The organism is Janthinobacterium sp. 35 (assembly GCF_002754575.1).
Taxonomy (GTDB): Bacteria; Pseudomonadota; Gammaproteobacteria; order Burkholderiales; family Burkholderiaceae_D; genus Janthinobacterium; species Janthinobacterium tructae.
In genome coordinates, this window is the sequence record NZ_PEFN01000001.1 from 5,071,802 (window position 1) to 5,092,354 (window position 20,553).

Annotated in this window: 15 protein-coding genes; 8 read left to right on the top strand and 7 right to left on the bottom strand. The window is 66.1% G+C overall.

From position 1 onward, the window contains the following. Positions 1–113: 113 nt before the first annotated feature. From CLU93_RS22670 to CLU93_RS22685, 4 genes are all read left to right on the top strand, one after another. Positions 114–1,868, top strand: a complete 1,755-nt coding sequence (locus CLU93_RS22670; RefSeq protein ID WP_099763413.1) for a methyl-accepting chemotaxis protein — start codon at positions 114–116, stop codon at positions 1,866–1,868. 333 nt (positions 1,869–2,201) lie between these two features. After that, positions 2,202–3,800, top strand: a complete 1,599-nt coding sequence (locus CLU93_RS28790; protein WP_099763414.1) for a methyl-accepting chemotaxis protein — start codon at positions 2,202–2,204, stop codon at positions 3,798–3,800. After that, positions 3,800–4,687, top strand: a complete 888-nt coding sequence (locus tag CLU93_RS22680; protein WP_180287917.1) for a putative bifunctional diguanylate cyclase/phosphodiesterase — start codon at positions 3,800–3,802, stop codon at positions 4,685–4,687. Before CLU93_RS28790 ends, CLU93_RS22680 begins: the two co-directional genes overlap by 1 nt. Positions 4,688–4,738: 51 nt before the next feature. Then, on the top strand, positions 4,739–7,516 hold the full coding sequence (locus CLU93_RS22685; RefSeq protein WP_099763416.1) for an ATP-binding protein: 2,778 nt from the start codon (positions 4,739–4,741) through the stop codon (positions 7,514–7,516). A gap of 3 nt (positions 7,517–7,519) precedes the next feature. Here CLU93_RS22685 and CLU93_RS22690 read toward each other — a convergent pair whose 3' ends face one another. Continuing rightward, positions 7,520–8,446 carry a lipase secretion chaperone gene (locus CLU93_RS22690; RefSeq protein WP_099763417.1) on the bottom strand — a complete coding sequence of 309 codons (927 nt, stop codon included), beginning with the start codon at positions 8,444–8,446 and terminating at the stop codon, positions 7,520–7,522. Between the two features lie 10 nt (positions 8,447–8,456). After that, on the bottom strand, positions 8,457–9,371 hold the full coding sequence (locus CLU93_RS22695) for a lipase family alpha/beta hydrolase (RefSeq protein WP_099763418.1): 915 nt from the start codon (positions 9,369–9,371) through the stop codon (positions 8,457–8,459). 319 nt (positions 9,372–9,690) lie between these two features. On the opposite strand from CLU93_RS22695, the gene CLU93_RS22700 reads away from it, so the two are divergent. Beyond that, a complete protein-coding gene (locus CLU93_RS22700) occupies positions 9,691–10,386 on the top strand; it encodes a TetR/AcrR family transcriptional regulator (protein WP_099763419.1) in 696 nt (231 codons plus the stop codon). Between the two features lie 115 nt (positions 10,387–10,501). Here CLU93_RS22700 and CLU93_RS22705 read toward each other — a convergent pair whose 3' ends face one another. Next, entirely contained in the window at positions 10,502–12,829 is a 2,328-nt protein-coding gene (locus tag CLU93_RS22705; protein WP_099763420.1) for a penicillin-binding protein 1A, read from the bottom strand. Positions 12,830–13,028: 199 nt separating this feature from the next. On the opposite strand from CLU93_RS22705, the gene CLU93_RS22710 reads away from it, so the two are divergent. Then, positions 13,029–15,296, top strand: a complete 2,268-nt coding sequence (locus CLU93_RS22710) for an OPT family oligopeptide transporter (protein ID WP_257225058.1) — start codon at positions 13,029–13,031, stop codon at positions 15,294–15,296. 55 nt (positions 15,297–15,351) lie between these two features. Here the strand turns inward: CLU93_RS22710 and CLU93_RS22715 are convergent, their stop codons facing one another. Beyond that, complete coding sequence (locus CLU93_RS22715; protein WP_165829475.1) at positions 15,352–16,281, bottom strand: AAC(3) family N-acetyltransferase; 930 nt, start codon at positions 16,279–16,281, stop codon at positions 15,352–15,354. After that, complete coding sequence (locus tag CLU93_RS22720; protein ID WP_099763422.1) at positions 16,274–17,479, bottom strand: hypothetical protein; 1,206 nt, start codon at positions 17,477–17,479, stop codon at positions 16,274–16,276. Before CLU93_RS22720 ends, CLU93_RS22715 begins: the two co-directional genes overlap by 8 nt. 144 nt (positions 17,480–17,623) lie before the next feature. Here CLU93_RS22720 and CLU93_RS22725 point away from each other — a divergent pair, with 144 nt between their 5' ends. Together CLU93_RS22725 and CLU93_RS22730 are read left to right on the top strand one after the other, a co-directional pair. After that, on the top strand, positions 17,624–17,851 hold the full coding sequence (locus CLU93_RS22725) for a hypothetical protein (RefSeq protein ID WP_096235832.1): 228 nt from the start codon (positions 17,624–17,626) through the stop codon (positions 17,849–17,851). Continuing rightward, a complete protein-coding gene (locus CLU93_RS22730) occupies positions 17,818–18,471 on the top strand; it encodes a GNAT family N-acetyltransferase (protein WP_143451789.1) in 654 nt (217 codons plus the stop codon). Before CLU93_RS22725 ends, CLU93_RS22730 begins: the two co-directional genes overlap by 34 nt. Here CLU93_RS22730 and CLU93_RS22735 read toward each other — a convergent pair. Beyond that, positions 18,458–18,841 (bottom strand): hypothetical protein, encoded by a 384-nt coding sequence (locus CLU93_RS22735; RefSeq protein ID WP_099763424.1) that lies wholly within the window; start codon positions 18,839–18,841, stop codon positions 18,458–18,460. The genes CLU93_RS22730 and CLU93_RS22735 overlap by 14 nt on opposite strands. A gap of 11 nt (positions 18,842–18,852) precedes the next feature. Further along, positions 18,853–20,547, bottom strand: a complete 1,695-nt coding sequence (locus CLU93_RS22740) for a hypothetical protein (protein WP_099763425.1) — start codon at positions 20,545–20,547, stop codon at positions 18,853–18,855. Between the last annotated feature and the right edge of the window lie 6 nt (positions 20,548–20,553).

A 20,553-nucleotide genomic window follows, 5' to 3' on the forward strand; every position in this document is an offset into this window, starting at 1 on the left:
TAACGAAGCGTACGCCCCACCCCCGCCACCTTTATACAAATGTCAGCCGTTCTACCTGAACATGCCAGCCTCAGCCTTGCCAGCAGCAGTTTTGACTAATAAAGGACCTAGCCATGTTTAAGAATTTACTGATCAAATGGAAGTTGGCGACCCTTGTCGCCGTGATGATGGCGGCACTGCTGGTGGTGGGCGTCTGCGGTTACACGGGCATCGCCACCGTGGGCCGCGCCGTCGATGAGGTCGGCGTGGTGCGCCTGCCGTCGATCCAGGGGCTGATGATGATGAGCGAGGGCCAGACGGCCGTCGCCGCCGCCACCCTGACGGCCGCCATCTATGAAAACAATTACCAGGCACAAGACAAGTTCGCGGAAGCGCTGCAGCTGCGCACCAAGGCCTGGAGCAATATCGAGGCGGGCCGCAAGCTGTACGAGCCGCTGCCGCAAACGCCCGAGGAAGCCGTGCTGTGGCAGCGCTTCCAGGGCGAGTGGACTGCCTGGAAGGCGGACGACGACAAGGTGCGCGCCATCCTGCGCCAGCTGGCCGACAACCGCGACGAGCCGCGGCAGAAAGAGCTGTTCGTGGCGTTCTACCAGCAATACCAGGCTTCGCGCAGCCTGTTCGGCAAGGCCGAGGCCACGCTCAACGAGATCATCAAGCTCAATAACGGCGTGGCCGACGCCAGCGTCAAGGATGGCAGAGCGGCCGTGATTCGCTCGGAAAGCCTGATGCTGATCCTGGGCTTGCTGGCCTCCGCGCTGGGCATGGGCTGCGCCGCCTACATCACGCGCGCCATCATGCAGCCGATCAATGCGGCCGTGAAAGTGGCGCAAACGGTGGCTTCGGGTGACTTGACCAGCCACATCGAGGTGCACACGACGGAAGAGACGGGCCAGCTGCTGCAAGCGTTGAAAGACATGAATTCCAGCCTGGTCAACATCGTCGGTCAGGTGCGCAGCGGCACGGAAACGATCGCCACGGCGTCGTCGGAAATTGCCAGCGGCAACCTGGACCTGTCCTCGCGCACGGAAGAGCAGGCCAGTTCGCTGGAAGAGACGGCATCGTCGATGGAGGAGCTGACGGCCACCGTGCGGCAGAACGCCGACAACGCCCAGCAGGCCAACCAGCTGGCGCTGAGCGCTTCCGGCGTTGCCGTCAAGGGCGGTGCCGTGGTGGGCAAGGTGGTCGAGACCATGGACGCCATCAACGATTCGTCGCGCAAGATCGTCGACATCATTTCCGTCATCGACGGCATCGCCTTCCAGACGAATATCCTGGCCCTGAATGCGGCCGTGGAAGCGGCGCGCGCGGGCGAGCAAGGGCGCGGTTTCGCCGTGGTGGCCAGCGAGGTACGCAACCTGGCGCAACGCTCGGCGGCGGCGGCCAAGGAAATCAAGACCCTGATCGGCGACTCCGTGGTGGCGGTCGACGCGGGCAGCAAGCTGGTGGCCGAGGCGGGCAACACGATGGCCGAAATCGTCGCCAGCGTGCAGCGCGTGACGGACATCATGGCGGAAATCAGCCTGGCGACGCAGGAGCAAAGCTCGGGTATCGACCAGATCAACCAGGCCATCGGCCAGATGGACCAGGTGACGCAGCAAAACGCGGCCCTGGTGGAAGAGGCGGCCGCCGCGGCCGAATCGCTGCAGGAGCAATCGGGCCAGTTGGCCGGGGTGGTCAGCGTCTTCAAGCTCGATGGCGCACTGGCGCCGGCCGCGCATGCCAAAGCGGCCGCGCCGCGCCGCGTGATGGCCAGCGCCGTGCCGAAGCGTCCGGCGCCGCCGCGTCCCACCGCAGGCCGCCCGGCCCTGCACGCCGTACCATCGTCGCGCCAGAGCGCGCCGCGCGACGACGAGTGGGAAGTGTTCTGATGGCGTGACGGCGTCAGCCTGCGCTACCGGACGGCCGCCTTGCGCGGCCGTTTTTACCTGCGCGCACGGCGGCTGTAGCTTGCTAAAAAAATATCGTTATGAGAATAGCTGTTTTGCCATCTAAGCAAATCTTTTCAAAACTTAACGCGACATTGCTTGTGAGATAACTCACACTGCCAGCCGTACCACCCCTTGTTCCTGCCTCGGCCACATCCCGGCTGACCCCTTCGCCTGTTGCGTCCGGCCATACGTGGCAGGCGGCAGCCATTGCCGTCAGCCTTGCATGCGAGTCCGGCGCGATGACCGATGCACCACACTGAAGGATGCGAATAGATGGCAAATATGAAAATCGGCACGCGTCTGCGCTGCGCCTTTGCGTTGTTGACCTTGCTGCTGCTGGCGACTGCCGCGCTGGGCATGCTGCGTCTGTCGAACCTGGAACTGCGCATGCGCGACGTGATCGATGACAAATATCCGAAAACCGTGCTGGCCAACGACATCATCAAGAATGTCAACATCATCGCGCGCTCCTCGCGCAACCTGCTCTTGATGAACGAGCCGCAGCAGCTGGCGCAGGAACGCGCCAGCATCGCCCGCGCGGGCGCCGAGACGGAAAAGGACCTGGCGCAGCTGGACAAGGTGGTGCTGTCGCCGCAGGGCCGCCAGCTGATGGCGGCCGTGATACAGGCGCGCGCTGCCTTCAACGGCGGGCGCGACAAGGTGCTGGCCCTGCTGCAAGAAGGGGAGCGCGACGCAGCGACGAATTTGCTGCTCGGCACGGTGCGCGGCGAGCAGCTGCGCTACATGGCGGCGCTGGAAAACCTCATCACGCACCAGCATGAGCTGATGGAACAGGCCGGTGCCCAGGTGGACGCGGAATACGCCACGGCGCGCGATATGCTGCTGGCGCTGAGCGCGCTGGCCGTGCTCTTCTCGCTCGTCACGGCCTGGCTGGTCACGCGCAGCATCGTCACGCCCCTGCACTATGCCTTGAGCGTGGCGCAGACCGTGGCCGCCGGCGACCTGACATCGACCTTCGGCCGCCATGGCGGCGATGAAACGGGCAAGCTGCTCGATGCGCTGTGCATCATGAACGGCAACCTGCTCGACATCGTGCAGCAGGTGCGCAGCGGCACGGACACCATCGCCACGGCGTCGTCGCAGATCGCGGCCGGCAATATCGACCTGTCGTCGCGCACCGAGGAGCAGGCCAGCTCGCTCGAACAGACCGCGTCGGCGATGGAGGAACTGAGCTCCACCGTGCAGCAGAACGCGGACAATGCGCGCCATGCCAGCGTGCTGGCCATCGAGGCGGCGAACATCGCCGCCGCCGGCGGGCAAGCCGTGGGGCAGGTCATTCACACCATGGACGCCATCAGCGCTTCCTCGGCGCAGATTGCCGACATCATCGGCGTGATCGACATGCTGGCCTTCCAGACGAATATCCTGGCCCTGAACGCGGCCGTGGAAGCGGCGCGCGCGGGCGAGCAGGGGCGCGGCTTTGCCGTCGTGGCGACGGAAGTGCGCAACCTGGCGCAGCGCAGCGCGGCGGCGGCGCGCGATATTCGCGCCCTGATTGCCAATTCCACCCTGCAGGTCGATGCGGGCGCAACCCTCGTCGCGCAGGCCGGCGCCACCATGCAGGACGTGGTGGCGGCCGTGGGGCGCGTGAGCCAGATGGTGGCCGACATCACGGCCGCCAGCGCCGAGCAAAGCACGGGCATCGGCCAGGTCAGCCAGGCGGTGCTGCAGATGGATGAAGTGACGCAGCAGAACGCCGCCCTGGTGGAGGAAGCGGCGGCCGCGTCGCAATCGCTGGAAGGCGAGGCGGCGAAGCTGCTGCAGGTGGTCAGCGTCTTTCACCTGCAGCAGGGGCCGGCGCGCACCTTGCCGCGCGGCCGCGCGCCGGCCGTGCCGCGCCTGCTGGCCTAGTGGCGCGCCTGGCAAGGTTCTGGCTCGGCTGCGTCGCGCTGTGGCGGGCGCGGCGCCAGGCGCGCGAGCTGCAGGCGCGCCTGGACAGCGCCATCGTCGACGGCGAATTCTGCTTCCACTACCAGGGCAAGTTCGATACGGCGCAACTGCGCCTGGTTGGCCTGGAAGCGCTGCTGCGCTGGGACCATCCGCGCCATGGCCTGATCTACCCGAACGCCTTCATCGGCCTGGCCGAGCAGACTGACGCCATCGTCGCGCTGGGCAACTGGGGCATCGACGCCGCCTGCCGCCAGCTGGCGCAGTGGCGCGCGGCGGGCTTGCCCCTGGTGCCTGTCGCCGTGAATGTCTCGGCGCGCCAGCTGTGCCAGGCGCACTTGCCTGACTTCGTGCAGCGCTGCCTGCAGCGCCACGCCATTCCTGCCGGCCTGCTGGAGCTGGAAGTGACGGAAAGCTGCTGCATCGACGACATGGCGCAGGCGACGCAGGGCTTGCGCCGCCTGCGCGCGCTGGGCCTGGCCATTTCGCTCGACGATTATGGCACCGGTCATGCGGGATTGAGTCATGTCAGGATGCTGCCGATTCACACCATCAAGATCGACCGCTCCTTCATCGCCGACCTGGGCAGCAGTTGCAGCGACGCGGTCATCGTCGCCTCGACGCTTGCCATGGCGCGCGGCCTGGGCTTGCAGGTGCTGGCCGAGGGCGTGGAAAACGGCGAACAGCTGGCGCAGCTGCGGCGCCTGGGCTGCCCCCAGGTCCAGGGCTTCTACCTGCACCGGCCGGCGCCTGCGGCCGAGGTAGCCGCGCTGCTGTCCGCTGGCGCGCCGGCCGGCCGTGTAACAACGCCGCAACAAGGCGCCATGCGGCATGGCGCGGATGCTCAGTAAAATAGGTCCTCTGCAAGCCGCGTGCTTTAACACCTACTCCCCCACGCAAGAATGATAAACAGTCCCGTCCCGGCCTATGTCTTCGGCCCGTTTCGCCTTTTGCCGCTGGAGCGCGTGCTGTTCGAGGGCGACCGCGCGCTGCGTCTGGGCAGCAGGGCGATGGACTTGCTGCTGGCCCTGCTGGAGCGTGCCGGCGACATCGTCGACAAGCATGAACTGGTGACCATCGTCTGGCCCCACGCCGTGGTCGATGACGCAACCTTGCGCGTGCACCTGGCGGCGCTGCGCAAGGCGCTCGGCGATGGCCGCGATGGCCAGCGCTACATCACCACCATTCCCGGGCGCGGCTACGGCTTCCTGGCGCCGCTGGCACACACGGGCCGGCCGGCGCCCGGGATGGCGGGCGTGGAGCCGCGGCATAACCTGCCCGTCCTGCTGACGCGCATGCTGGGCCGCGCCGAGGTGCTGCAAACGATGGCCAACCAGCTGCTGCAATTGCGCCTGCTGTGCATTGCCGGTCCGGGCGGCATCGGCAAGACCACCCTTGCCGTCGTCCTGGCCACGCGCGTGCTGCGCCGTTATGCCGACGGCGTGTGTTTCGTCGACCTGGCGCCGCTGGACGAGGGCAGCCTGGTGCCGCTGGCGCTGGCCACGGCGCTGGGCGTGGCGGTGCCGGCCGGCGATGCCATGCCGGTCCTGCTGGCCTACCTGCGCCCGCGCCACATGCTGATCGTGCTCGATAACTGCGAGCACGTGATCGGCGCTGCCGCCACGCTGGCCGATGCCTTGCTCAAGGGCGCACCACTGCTGCATGTGCTGGCCACCAGCCGCGAGCCGCTGCGCATCACCAGCGAGCAGCTGCTGCGCCTGCCCGCGCTGGAATTGCCGCCGGAAGATGCCGTGCCCGATGCGGCGGCGGCGCGGCACTTCGCCGCGGTGCAGCTGTTTTGCGAACGCTGCGCGGCCGTCGACGAGGCTTTCGTGCTGGCCGACGCCGACGTGCCCGTGGTGGTGGATATCTGCCGGCGCCTCGATGGCATCCCGCTGGCGCTGGAGCTGGCGGCCGGGCGCATCGGCCATTTCGGCTTGCACGAGTTGCGCCGCCAGCTCGATGACCGCTTTCGCCTGCTCACGCGCGGCGCACGCAACATGCCCTTGCGCCACCAGACCCTGCGCGCCACCCTCGACTGGAGCTACGGCTTGCTCGATGCGCAAGAACGCCAGGTGCTGCAGGCGCTGAGCGTGTTCAAGAGCCGTTTCCGCCTGGCGTCGGCCGGCGCCGTGGCGGGCTGCGACGTGTTCGATACGCTGGCCGACCTGGCGGCCAAGTCCTTGGTCAGCATCGAGTTTTGCCGCCAGCACGTGTATTACCGGCTGCTCGACACCACGCGCGCCTACGCCAGCGCGCAGCTGTTGGCGAGCGGGGGCGCCGGCGCCGTGCTGCTGCGCCATGCGCGCCACTGCCTGGGCCTGGCGGGACACATCGCCGCCGACTGGGAACGCATGGCGCCGGCGCACTGGAGCGCGCGCTACGGCCGCCATGTCGATGACCTGCGCGCCGCCATCGACTGGGCTTTCGGCGAGGACGGCGACGTGGCGCTGGGCGTGGCCCTGACCCTGGGCGCGCAAACCCTGTTCTATCAGCTGTCGTTGATGGATGAGTACCGCGTGCGCGTCGAGCGGGCGCTCGCATGCATGGACAGGCATGCGCTGGAGGACCCCGACAGCGAGATGCAGCTGCACGCCTCGCTGGCGCACCTGCTGCTGCATACGCAGGGCGTCACGGGTACCATGCTGCGTTCGTTCCAGCGCGGCTATGTGCTGGCCATGCGCACGGACGACGCCAGCCGCCGCGCTGAAGCGATTTGCGGCATGTGGGTCTGCAGCCTGAAGATGGCCGATTTCCAGGGCGCCGACAATTACGTGGAGCAGCTGGCCGTCCTGTGCGCAGCGCGTGATGACACGGCGATGCGGCTGGTACTGGCGCGCATGCGCTCGGCGGGCGCGTATCTGCGCGGGCGGTATGCGCAGTCGGCGGCACTGGCGCGCATGGTGCTGGCACACCCCGAGGGCGCCGGACAACTTGGTTTCAACAATGCCTTGCTGGCCGACCACCAGGTTTGCCTGCGCGGCACGCTGGCGCGCTGCCTGTGGATGCAGGGCCGTCCCGACGACGCGCTGGCGCTGGCGCGAGAGGCGGTGACGGTGGGCCTCGAACACAATGGCGTCACGCTGTGCGTGGCGCTGGCCATCAATGCCATTCCCGTCGCCCTGTGGTGCGGGCAGCGGGGGCTGGCGCATGCCTGGACTTGCCTGCTGTGCGAGCATGCGGCCCGTTATGGCCTGCTGTACTGGAGCGCCTGGGGCGCCGCCTACCAGCGCCTGCTCGATGCGGGCGAGGCGCTGACGCAGTTCCCCTGGCCTTCGGTGCGCAGCTGGCCGATACAGATCGATTTGATGGCCACCTTGCACGACGCCGCCGCTGATAGCCATGCGCTGCGGCGCGCACGCACGGGCCAGGCGCCGTGGAGCGCGCCGGAAGTGCTGCGCCGCGACGCGCATCACCGCTGGCGGGCGCTGGCACCAGGCGATGCGGCCGGCCTGGAAGCGGTGCGCGCGCAGCTGGAAGAGGCGCTGCTTCTGGCCAGGGGCCAGCAGGCGCCGGGCTGGGAGCTGCGCTGCGCCACCAGCCTGGCGGCCGTGCTGCAGGCGCAAGGCCACGGCGCCGCCGCGCATGCCTTGCTGGCCCCTGTGCATGCCGGCTACGCGCAGGGGCACGACACGACGGACGTGATGGCGGCAGCAGCTTTGCTGGCGCAGCTGGCTTGAACGCTATTCGTAGGCGCCCAGCCGGCGCTGTTCCTCCGGCGTGAAACTGGCGTCGCGCAGCTGTTGCAGCGCTGCCGCATCCTGTGCGCCGCCGGGCAGGCCCGCCTGCTGCGCCTTCTGCGCTTGATACGCGATGATGCGCTGCTGCCACTGCGATTCCTCGCGGTCCAGTTCCGCCAGGCGCGCCGCCGCCGCTGGCGTGAAGGTGCTGGCGCGCAGGCGGTAGACTTCATTTTCGCCGCCGCCCTGGGCCCGCAAGGCTTGGACGGAGGCGTCCAGCTGCGCCACCCTGGCCGGTGCATCGCGCGCATCGCGCTGGGCCGGCGACAGCTTCTGGTCCAGTGCGGCCAGTTGCGCCTGGCGCTGCGCTTCGTCCAGCGTGGCGTCGGCGAGTATCGCCATGCGCGCCACTGCATCGTCGTCATACGCGTCGCTGGCGCCGAACAGGCCCACGCTTTCCTCGGGCGTAAAATAATTGCCGCGCAAGGCGCGCATGGCTTGCAGGCGCGTGCGCGCCGCCAGGGCCGCATCGGCTTGCGCCGGCAAGGCTTGTTCCGCGCCGGCCAGCGCCTGCTTGTAGGCCAGGTACGCGCCCAGCAGGCGCTTCGCTTCGCGGGCGGGGACGGGCGCCAGGCGCTTGTCGAGTTCCGCCTCGATCTGGCTGCGGATGGCGGCCAGCGGCTTTTCGCCCAGGCCCGCCAGGTAGTAATCGAACAGGTGGCCCAGTTCCGCGTCGACCACCAGCTTGTCGCCGGCGGCCACCGTCACGTTGCCGTCGGGCCGCGTGCCTTGCATCGAGCGCACGAACGCGAACAGGTCCGGCTCCGGTTTTTCCGGCGGCGGGGCGGGCGGTTCGCCTGGCCGCAGCACCAGGTACAGGGCCAGGGCCGCCAGGCTGGCGCCGATGATCCATTTCGCGTTCGTGCGCATCGTCGCCTCCTTACAGTCCCAGGCCTTGCAGGCGGTTGGCCTGCTGGCGGAAGACGGTGACGGGGCTCGTCTCGAACAGATTGACGATGCCGACGAACTGGTTGACTTCATCGAGGTGGTTCATGGCGTAGTCGTCGCGGATCACCTTGCCCAGGTGGCTGGAGCAGCTGCTGACCAGGCCATCGTTCTTGACGCCGCCGAAGGCCAGGCTGATGGCGGCCAGCAGCGGGTCGCCCACGTCGAGCACATTCGTGTACGGTTGCGCGCCGCTCCACGAAAAGTAATGCACGCCTTGCACCTGATAGGCGCCTTCGCCGCAGGCCGAGGTGGGCACGCCTTGCGGATGGCGGCTATTGAAGGCCAGCGAGCCGGCCGTGGACAGGGAGGTGAGCGAGGCACCGGCGTTTTGCGGCAGTCCCTTGTTGCCCGACAAAATGCCGATCAGGGAGGCGAGCGCATTGCCCAGCGCACCGCTGGTATTGGGAATGGCGCCGCTGAGGATGTCGGCTACTTTCGAACCCTTGTTGACGCCGGCCACGCTGGTGACGGACGCCACCAGGTCGGGCCGCACGGAAGCGACATAGCGGGCCGTGGGGCCGCCGTGGCTGTGACCGATCAAATTGACCTTGGCCGCGCCCGTGGCGGCGAGGATTTGCCGCACCTGTGACAGCAGCTGCTCGCCGCGCACTTCGGTGCTGTTGGCGGCCGACACGGTGGTCACGTACACTTGCGCGCCGCCGCTGCGCAGGGCGGCGGGTACGCCATAGAAATACTCGACGGGGCCGAGCTTGTCGAAGCCGAACAGGCCGTGCACCAGCACGATCGGGTACTTGGTTTGCGTGTAGCCGGCGGCGCTGGCGCTGCCGGGCAGGATGGCGAGGGACAGCAGCAGGGTGGATAGCAGTTGCCAAAAGCGTGTCTTCATTTTGTCTCCGTTATTTGAAATAGTATGGAAATGTCGATGCTGTAGCGATGTGCCGTGCGCCGCTGCACATTCTAACGATGCATTAAATATAGCGAGCGCTCGGTTTTTTAAATGTAGCACCGCTGGATTTAAATTGCTGTGAATTGCATGATGCAGCGCAATAACTGTGGGAATTTGGCGTTGCGTCTGCGCCCATTGCATAGTTGAAAGGTCAAATAGTTGTTTTCCTGAGCTATAATCGGCCCGGCATCAGCCGTCCCGCCGTCTTGCAGCGCCGCTCAGGCGCTGTCTTACATTGCTCATACACCGTTACTTGGGAATGCACTTGTCGACCCATTTCAATTTTGAACAGTTTCAGCAGATGACGCCTTTAAATGGCGAAAACATCTGGGAATATATTCTTGACCGCCACGCGGAGCGCATCGGCGTCAAACGCCGCAAGCCGGCGCTGGAAAATCTGGAACGCATCTTCGTCGCCACCTTCCGCCTGGCCAATGACGTGGGCTTCCGCGCCATGAGCTTGCGCGACCTGTGCCGCGAAACGGGGCTGTCGATGGGTGGCCTGTATGGCTACATCACCAGCAAGGACCAACTGGCCGAAATGATCGAGGACGTGGTGCGCCACGCCACGCAAGCCTTGCCGCTGCTGTTTGCCGACGTGAAGTCGCCGCTGGACCGGCTGGAGGCGATGATACGCTCGTCGATCTACCTGTCCGAGGTGCTGCAGCCGTGGTTTTATTTCGTCTTCATGGATTCACGCGTGCTGCAGGTGGAGCAGCGCAGCATGGCGAAGAATTCGGAACTGTATGTGCAGACCCTGATCGCCGCCACCATCGCCGAAATCGAGCCGAAGCCGCAGGGCGATCCCACCTTGCTGGCCGCGCACTGCCTGGCCCTGTTCCAGGACTGGTACGTGAAGCGCTGGAAGTACCGCGCGGCGAAGGTCAATGTTGACGATTTCGCCGATAGCGTCGTCGCTACGGTGCGCGGGTATTTGAGCATGACCGCTGTGTAAACCTCGGCGGTACTTGTCGGGTTACGCCGTCCCGGCTAACCCGACCTACGATTGGTGATTGATGCAGTAGTAGGTAGGTCGGATTAGCGAAGCGTAATCCGACAAGATACCTGCGTCAGTTCGTGGTTTCGATGGGCAGCGTCTCCGGCACGACCGCCGGATCCGTCGGCGTCTCCACGTCCATGTCCAGGGTCTTGATCCCGTTCATGTCGATGAACTCGTCGTACAGCCACTCGCCATCGACCTGGCTCAGGCCTGCCGGCACGGCGCGCGTGATTTGCGGGCGCGTTGACAGGGCCGTGCGCATGTAGTCGATCCAGATCGGCATGGCCAGGGTGGAGCCGAATTCGCGTCCGCCCAGGGACTTGGGCTCGTCATAGCCCATCCACGCCACCGCCACGATGCCGCCGCCGTAGCCGGCGAACCAGCCGTCGACGGCGTCGCTGGTGGTACCCGTCTTGCCGGCGATGTCGCTGCGCCCCAGTTTTTTCGTCGCCGCCGCGCCCGTGCCGGTGCGGGCCACTTCGCGCAGCATGCTGTCCATCACGAAGGCGTTGCGCGGATCCAGCGCCAGGGTCTTGTCGTCGTTCGGCGCGGGCGGCTTGGTCTGCATCAGCACCATGCCCCTGGCGTCGACGATGCGGTCGATCAGGTAGGGCTCCACCTGGTGGCCGCCATTGGCGAACAGGGCGTAGGCGCCCGCCATCTGCACGGGCGTGACGGAACCCGTGCCCAGCGCCATGGTGAGATTGCTGGGCTGGCGGGCCGGGTCGAAACCGAATTTTTCCAGGAAGTCGTGCGTATAGGACACGCCCAGCGCACGCAAGATGCGCACCGAGGCCACGTTCTTCGACTGCGCCAGCGCGTAGCGCATGGTGATGGGGCCGTCGAACTTGAAGTCGTCATTCTGCGGCGCCCACACCTTGCCGCCCGCCTGCATTTCCAGGGGTACGTCGTTGATCAGGGTGGCTGGCGAAAAGCCTTTTTCCAGCGCCGCCGAATACACGAAGGGCTTCATGGCCGAACCGGGCTGGCGCCAGGCTTGCGTGACGTGGTTGAATTTTTGCAGGTTGTAGTCGAAGCCGCCCACCATGGCGTGGTAGGCGCCCGTTTCCGCATCGAGCGAGACGAAGGCGGCGGCCACCAGCGGCACTTGCGTGATGGCCCAGTTGCCCTTGGCATCTTTGGCGATGCGAATCACGGCGCCCGGGCGCAGTTTGATGCCGGCGCTCGCCTTGGCGGACAGGGCAGGGGCGGCAAAGCGCAAGCCGTCACCCGTGATGGCCTTGGCGTCGCCATCGCCGATGTCGGCCAGCACCTTGCCGCTGGCGACTTGCGTGACGACGGCGGCGATCAGGCCGTCGCTGTCCGGGCGTTTTTGCAGTGCAGCGTCGATGGCGTCGTCGCGCTGCTCCGGGTCTTGCGGCATGTCGATGAAGGTTTCCGGGCCGCGGTAGCCGTGACGCTGGTCGTAGGCGATGACGTTGCTGCGCGTCGAGGCGTAGGCCGCGTCCTGGTCGGCTTTCAGGATCGTCGTGTAGACGCTGATGCCCTTGGTATAGCTGTCTTCCTTGAACTGCGCAAACACGGCCTGGCGCGCCAGTTCGGCCACGTATTCGGCGTGCGTATCGAAACCCTGCTTGCCGCGGGTGTTGAAATGCAACGGCTGCGCCAGCGCCTGCCGGTACTGGCCTTCGCTGATGTAATCGAGTTCGCGCATGCGTTTCAAGACCAGCTGCTGGCGCGCGTGCGCCTTTTTCGGATTGCTGATCGGGTTGTGGCGCGAGGGGTTTTGCGGCAAGCCGGCCAGCATGGCCATTTCCGCGATCGACAGTTCCGACAATGGTTTGCCGAAGTAGGTCTGCGCCGCGCTGCCGAAGCCGAACGAGCGCTGGCCCAGGTACATCTGGTTCATGTACAGCTCGAGAATCTGCTCTTTCGACAGGGCCGCCTCGATTTTCAGGGCCAGCATGATTTCATTGAGCTTGCGCGAAGCGACTTTTTCGCGCGTCAGGAAGAAGTTGCGCGCCACCTGCATGGTGATGGTGGAGCCGCCGCCGTGGCCGAAGCCGTGGCGCAGGTTTGACAGCACGGCGCCGCCGGCGCGCACGAAGTCGATGCCGTGGTGTTCGTAGAAGCGGCCATCCTCGATGGCCAGCAGGGCCTTTTTCATCATTTCCGGCACTTGCGCAATCGGCACGAAGTCGCGGTGTTCTTCGCCGAATTCGCCGATCAGCACATTGTCGGCCGTGTACACGCGCAGCGGGATCTTCGGCTGGTAGTCGGTGATGACGTCCAGTTCGGGCAGGCGCGGGCGCACATACAGGAACAGGTAAGCGGCCAGCAGCACGGCGGCGGCCAGCGCGGCGCAGCCGGCGATGATGATGGCGCGCGCGGTGGCGCGGCGGGAAGGCCAGGGGAATCCGGTTCGTTTGGCAGTCAAGGCAGTCTCACGGTAGCGTGCAGGGCACGGTGGCAGCGATTATAGACCAATGCGCCAGCGCTTCCCGTGCGGGCGGGGCGGCGGGGCCTGCCTCAAAAAACCTTTTCATCGAAACGCGGCTGTGCGATAGTCTCGGCTTCAAGCAAATAGCCCGGATCTCGATCCGGGCTGTTTATTTTATACAATTAAGGATTTATTTATGGCAAAAGATGCAATGCCGAGCGCCGTGAAGCCGTATATTCCGGCCGATGCGAAGCTGCCCGAGATGACCTTCCGCGCGCTGTTCATGGGCGTCATCCTGGGGATGGTCTTTGGCGCCTCCTCGCTGTACCTGGTGCTGAAAGTGGGGCTGACCGTCAGTGCCTCGATTCCCGTCGCCGTGATCGCCATCACCCTGTTCGGCCTGGCCAAGAAGGTGGGCGGCAAGGATTCGTCGATCCTGGAAAACAGCATCACGCAAACGGCGGGTTCGGCCGGCGAGTCGCTGGCCTTCGGCCTGGGTGTGACCATGCCCGCCATTTTGATCCTCGGCTTCGACCTGGAAATCTCCAGGGTCATGCTGGTTGGTATCCTCGGTGGCCTGCTGGGCATCCTGATGATGATCCCCATGCGCCGCACCATGATCGTCGACCAGCACAAGGAACTCAAATTCCCCGAAGGCACGGCTTGCGCCGAAGTGCTGAAGGCGGCCGCCACGGAAGAATCGCGCATCGCCGCCGGCGAAAGCATCGAGAAAGACTCGGCCGCCGCGCTGGACGCCAAGCGCCGCGCGAAGATCATCTTCGGCGGTTTCGCCGTCGGCTTGCTGTATAAAGTGTTCAATATCTCGTTCAAGGGCTGGAGAGACACGCCGGGCGTGGAATTTGCCGCGCCGCTGAAGGGTGGCTCCATCGGCGCCGAGATTTCGCCTGAATTGCTGGGCGTGGGCTACATCATCGGCCCGCGCATCGCCGCCACCATGGCGGCCGGCGGCGTGCTGTCGTATTTGCTGCTGATCCCGATGATCAAGTTCTTCGGCGACAGCCTGACCACCGTGCTCTCGCCGGGCACCAAGTTGATCAGCGAAATGGGCGCCGACGACGTGCGCAGCGCCTACGTGCTGTACATCGGCGCGGGCGCCGTGGCCGCCGGTGGCCTGATTTCGCTGGTGCGCGCCATGCCCATGATCTGGCGCAGCCTGTCGGCCGGCCTGAAAGGCATCGGCAAGGGCGTCAAGAACACGTCCACCCTGCGCACGGATCAGGATATCCCCCTGAAATGGGTCATCATCGGCTGCCTGTCCATCATCGCCGTGATTACGTTTGCCACGCCGCTGCACATGAATTTCCTCGGCGCGCTGCTGATCCTCGTCTTCGGCTTCCTGTTCGCCACCGTGTCGTCGCGCCTGACGGGCGAAATCGGCTCCTCGTCGAACCCGATCTCCGGCATGGCCGTGGCCACCTTGCTGTTTACCTGCCTGATCTTCCTGATCATGGGCTGGACGGGCGGGCGTTACTATGTGACCGCCTTGTCGGTGGGCGCCATCGTCTGCATCGCCGCCAGCAATGCCGGCACCACGTCGCAAGACTTGAAAACCGGCTATCTGGTAGGCGCCACGCCGCGCCTGCAGCAGTACGCGATTCTGGCGGGCGCGCTGTCGTCGGCGCTGATCCTGGGACCGATTCTGCTGAAACTGAACGAGGCGAGCACCGTCTACGTGCCGGCCGCGCAAGTGGCGCCGGGCCTGACGGTCGACGCGTCGAAGCTGACGGTGACGGGCGAGCTGCATGGCCCGCAAGCCGATACGGACCACAACACGTATAAAGTCTGGCAAAAGACCGATACCGTGGGCGGCCCGGCCGGCAAGTACTTCGTCAAGGACGATGGCCAGCTGGCTTACCTGGTCGATCCGGGCATCAATGGCCATTACAGCAAGCGTCCGGACGGCTCGGAAGTGAAGAAATACGATGCGCCGAAGGCCGTGCTGATGTCCTACATCATCAAGGGCATCCTCGACCAGCAGCTGCCGTGGACCCTGGTGCTGTTCGGCGTGATGATTGCCGTGGTGCTGGAAATGGCCGGCATCCCGTCGCTGGCGTTTTCGGTCGGCGTGTACCTGCCGCTGTCGTCGACCTTGCCGATCTTCGTCGGCGGCCTGGTGCGCTGGCTGGCGGATCGCCGCAACAACAAGCTGGAACACAACGCCACATTGAACGACGAAGAGCGCCAGCTGGCGGGCGACCGCAGTTCGGGCGTGCTGCTGGCGTCCGGTTACATCGCCGGCGGCGCGCTGGCCGGCATCATCATCGCCATTACGGCCGGCGTGCTGACGCACTTCGACCAGATGATGGCCGACTGGGCCGAGCATGGCAATCCGTTCTACGCGGGCTTGCATTCGGATGCGCTGTCGCTGCTGCCATATGCGGCCATCATCGTGCTGCTGTACATCGTCGCAAGAGAGAAAAAGGCGGACCGCCCGCAGGCTTGATGCTTGAGGCAATCCAAGGAAAACCGCCCGTGTCATGACGATCCGGGCGGTTTTTTTATGCGCGCCCGATGGGCCGCGCCGCCAGCTGCGCCGCGCTGGCGTAGATCGTCACGTGCTCGGACGCCAGCTGGCGCAGGTGCTCGAAGAAGGTCTGCGCCGGAATGGCCCACGATGCTGCATCGCCGACCTGGCCGTTCACGCGCAGGCCGGCGGCATCGAATTCGCGCGCAAAATACTCGCGCAGATCGCCGCGGCCCGGATGGTCGATGCGGCGCTGTGCGACAGCTTGGTCGAAAGGGCGCACGGGCACCTCCCAGCGCCGGCCGGCGTGGTCCAGGCAGGCCAGCAGCTTTATAGCGTCTTCCCACACGGGCACGGGAAAGGCGTCGCCCATGGCGTCTTCCAGCGCGTGATAGAACGTCACCGGCCCCATGGAAATGCCCAGACCCAGCACCTTGGCGTGGTCGCAGCCGATGAAACGCTGCCACGGTGAGCCCATGCCGAAGATCGACGGCGCGCGGTGGTGTGCCTCGGTGAGACCGGCGGCATGGCGGCCCCACGCGGAGACGGAGTGCGTCGGGTGGATGCTGCGGTGGATATTGCCGCTTGCCAGAAACGCTTCGGGCAGGCGCCCCATGTGCGTGCCGTGGCGGCGCGGGTCGAACACATAGTCTTTCATTTCACAGGTGGCGCGCACGGTGCCGCCGGGCAGATAGTAGGTGGGCAGCAGCAGGGTGCCTTGCGGGCCGACGGCGTCCTGCAGGGCTCTGATCACCGCTTGCGCGCCGCCTTCCACGTAGCCCAGGTTTTTCAGCGAAGAATGGATGAACAGCGTGTCTCCCTGCGCGATGCCCAGCCGCGCCAGGCCGGCGGCCAATCCGGCGCGTGTCACGTGGCGGGCGCTGTGGTGCATGTGCCTGGCGCTGCCGGTGCGGCGCCACGTTTCCAGCGCGGCCCTGGCGGCGTCCTTGGCCCGCTCAAGCATCGCCGGCCTCCCGTGCCAGTTCCAGTTCCAGCAGGTTCGCATCGATGCAGAACTTGGCGGCCCAGTTCAGGTAAGCCCAGGTGCCGTAGTCGCCATCGACGGGAAACGAGCCCTTGACGCCGCCGCGTGCGTGCGCGGGACCGTCGATGCTGATCGAGCGCCGCACGTAACGGTTCAGGCGGCGCCCCGCGTCGAGGTAGCGCCGCTCGCCGGTGAGCCGGTACAACAGGAACAAACAATGCGCATTTTGTACGGAACCCGTGAGGCAGGCGTAATCGGCGCCAGGCTGGAAGTCCGGGCCGAGGCGGCCCGCCAGGTAGCCATCGGCCGCCACGGCGTTGGCGATGCCCGTGGCGGTACGCACGGCGGCGTCCAGCAAGTCGGCGCGCCCGGCAAAGCGGTGCGCTTCAAGCAGGCCGCGCAAGGCGTAGCCGATGGTGTGGGTCAAAGGCAGCAGCGGGTTGTCGAGGCAGTTGGCGGCGAACCAGCCGTTGGAGCGCTGTTTGCTCAATGCCCACTCGACCTGGCGCAAGCCGGCCGCGCCATAGCCGTGGCCCGGCGCGATGCGGTCCGCTTCGAACAGGCCCCATGCCACGTGCGTCTCATAAGCCTTGTCGCCGGGGCCGGCGAACGGCGTCGGATGCCGGCGCCAGCAGCCGTCGGCATCCTGGCTGTCGCGCAGCCACCTTGCCGCGCGCTGCATGGCATCCTGGTAGGCCGCGCCGTACGCCTCCACGCCGGCGGCCAGGCCAAGCAGGATCTGGCCCGTGTTGAAGGTAACGGGCACGCGTGGCAGCGAATCGATCTTCCCGCCCTGGAAACCGCCTTGCGGGAACTGGATGGCCACGCACCAATCGAGCATGCGCCGCGCCCGTTCGTGCAGGGCAGCAGCTTCACCATGATCGCCCGTGCGCCGCGCCACGGCGATCATGGTGGGGATGATGTAGCCGGTGGTCTCCGGGTAGGAGCTCGACCAGCCTGTCAGCAAATTGTAGTCGCGCGCGACGCCGCCGTCGTGTGAGCTGGAATGGTCTTGCGCCGCGCACAGCCAGGCGGTGCAGGCCTTGACGACGGCGTGTGGGCCAGGGTCGACGGCGGGCAGGCCGCGCCGGTCCGACAGCCGCTCCATGCGCGCCGCCGCCGGCAGGCTCGCTGGCGGCGCCAGAGTGTTCCTGATCTTTGCGAGCAAGGCGCGCATGGCATTCCATTTGGTGGTTGGCTCAGGCTACTGTAGCGCCGGCAGCGGGCCGGGCTATTGACTTGCCGCAAGGATTAGCCGTCGCATCGCTGCCGCCGGAATTGACGCATAATGGATACTCTACTAACGTCGACGAGGCCCGCCATGAACAGCGTCACGCTTGAATACACAGTCGTCACCAATCCCGACTCCTTTGTCGGCTTCAAGTATTACGTCAAGGCGGGGCAGGCATTCGATGCCGACGATTTTGCCTATTCCTACAAGCTGAACCGGTCCGACCTGGACCCGGACAGCGTGCTGGCCACCCGCGAGGCGGCGGCGAAGCTGCAGCCGGGCGAGTGGCTGACGGTGTCGCATTCGATTGCGGCGTAGCGGCTCCACTATTTGTTTCTTGTTTAACTTTACCGGCCCGCCAGGGACATATGCATCTGACTCTTTCAGCATTTCCTGATATCTCTATTGTTCCAACCTTGGTTGAACACGCCGAAGCGCTCGCTACCCTGGTGGGGGAAAACCGTGAACACCTGCACGCTTTTCTTCCCGCCGTGATGCAACTGGCGTGCATCGACGATGCCAGGGTTTATCTGGAAGTCGCTGCCGCGCGCGCCGCCAGCGGTGAAGTGCTGGAATGGCATGTTTTTTCTGGCACAGCTTTATGCGGCAGCATCCGCCTGAAAGACATCGACGCAGCGGACCGCAATGCCAGAATCGGCTATTACCTGGCCCGTCAGTTCCAGGGCAGGGGCATCGCCAGCGCTGCGGTACGCGCCGTCCTGGCGCATGCGTTTGGCGCGCTGCAGTTGCACCGCATCGAATTGCAGTGCGCGGCAAGCAATCATGCCAGCATGGCGCTGGCCGGGCGGCTGGGGTTTATGCACGAAGGCGTGTTGCGTGAGGCGGAGTTATTGAATGGTGCGTTTGTCGATCTGCATGTGTATGGCTTGCTGCAGCCCGATTTTGTGCCGGAGGGTGCTGCCCTTAGCCTGGCATGAACCAGGCCCGCAGTTCATCCTCGGCCCTCTGCGCCGCCGCCTGCGTCAAGCTCAGCACGATGACTTTTTCCCGCGCCGCTCGGCACCCATCGCCGTCGGCCAGCTCGATGGCTTGTTCGAAACTCGTGTAGTCGTGGCTGAATTCACGCGGGCATTGCTGCACGATGCGCGCCGCCTTGCCGGCGTTGCGGTCGGCCAGGTTGACGATGGGATTGCCGTCATAAAACGGCTGGCCATTCGCAAACGCGGTGCGCAGATACGGCGCGCATTGGCCATCGAGGAAGGACAGGCGTGCCTGCCACCAGGCCTCTGCCGCCGCATACGTGGCCGGGTCCTCGAGAAAATCGGCAAACAGGAAGTCGTTCATCATGGTTTCTCCGGCTAGATGCCGAACACTTTCAATATGGCGTCGCTAAACCCCTCGAACCAGCTGCCCACCTTGCCCGGCTGCTTGCCGTGGCGCGGGGTTTCTTCGTACAGGTAGACGCCGTGGTCGCCGTCGAAGCGGTCGTTGAGCAGCGCCTGCTGGCCGCGCAGGTAGGGCAGGAAGGTTTCGCTGCGCATCGTCGAGTACAGCACGTCGGTGCTAAAACCCAGGGTGGCGGACTGGCTGATGGCGCGGCCCTGGCCGGCCCGCTCCAGGCGCACGCCGCGGCAGCCGCGCACGATCAGCGTGACGGGGCCGCGAAAGACGATGAAGCGCAGCTGCAGGGTGAGCCAGGCATGCAGGCTGCCCAGGCGCCAGTGGCTCGATATCGCCAGCGGCTGGTTCGCGTCGCAGACCAGGCCGACCAGGCCGCGTGGCTGGAATACCAATGCGCTGCCGGCCGGCAGGTGGACGACGGCGATTTCCAGCAGCGGATCGTCGCTGGCGGAAATCGTCACGGATGCAGTCACGTCGCTGTGCAGCCGCGTCAGCGCCACCATGCCTGCGGCCAGGCTCGTGAAGGGGAAGCGCCAGTCCAGCAGCCACTGCGTGCGCTTGGTGCTGCTGACGGGCGATGACTGCAGGTATGCGGGGTGGATCAGCATCTGCTGGCCCGGCTGCAGCAGCAATGCCTGCGAGACGGCGGAAATGCGCGATGCGCGCTGCGGCGGCAGGGGCAGGCTGGCATCGCCGGCTTGCAGTTCGCGCGCGATCGACAGCGGCGGCAAGCGCGCGGCCAGGGGCGCCAGCACGAAGTAAAAGAAGGCCTTGATGGCGACGGGTAGCAGGATGGCCGACAGCACCAGCAGGGCAGCCGTGGGCACCACGTCCAGCACGGGCGCGCGCCAGCGGGCGATCCAGTTGCGCGCCAGCTGCGCCTCACTTGTGGCGATGGCCGCCTGCACGGGCGCCAGCGCGCCGGCCAGTGCCGCGCCATCGATGGCGAATGGGGCGGGGCGGGCCGCATTGTTGGTGCGCGCGCGCTGCGCTGCCCAGGCGCGATACGCTTGCAGGTTGATCGCGCGCAGGCGCTGACCCTCGGCTTCGAGCTGCGACAGCTGCGCGTAAGCGTCGCTGCCAGGCAGGTGCGCCGCGACCTGGTGCTGCGCTTCCAGTTGCCGGCGCTGGGCCAGGTTGTGCTGCAGCGCGGCATACGCGCTGACGTGTTCCGCATGCAGGCGCGCCAGCGTGTGCCGCGCATCTTCGCCTTTGACCGCCGCTTGCAGGGCGGTCAGATAACGGGCTTCCTGCGCCAGCACTTCGATTTCCACGCGGCGCGCCGCTTCCTGCTGCGCATGCAAGGCCAGCGTGTGCGTGTCGGGCAGGGGAAGGGTGAACAGCGATGGTTGCTGCCGCGCGCGCAAGGCGGTCAATTGCACCTGCACTTGCGCCAGGCGCGCGGCGATGGCCGTTTGCGAGGTTTTTTGCAGGGCGTTGACACGCGCCGTGGCGGCAGCGGCCAGACCGGCGCCATGCTGATCGGCGCCGTCGGCGGCCAGCCTGAGCGCGGCGACGGCCTCGCTGCTGGCGCTGTAGGCGCGCCATTCGGCCAGCAGCAGGCGTCCGGCCAGCAGGATGACGATGAACAGCGCGAACTGCAGTGCGTGGTGCAGCAGGAAGCGCAGCAGGGCCGTCAGCAACTGGCGCAAGGAGGT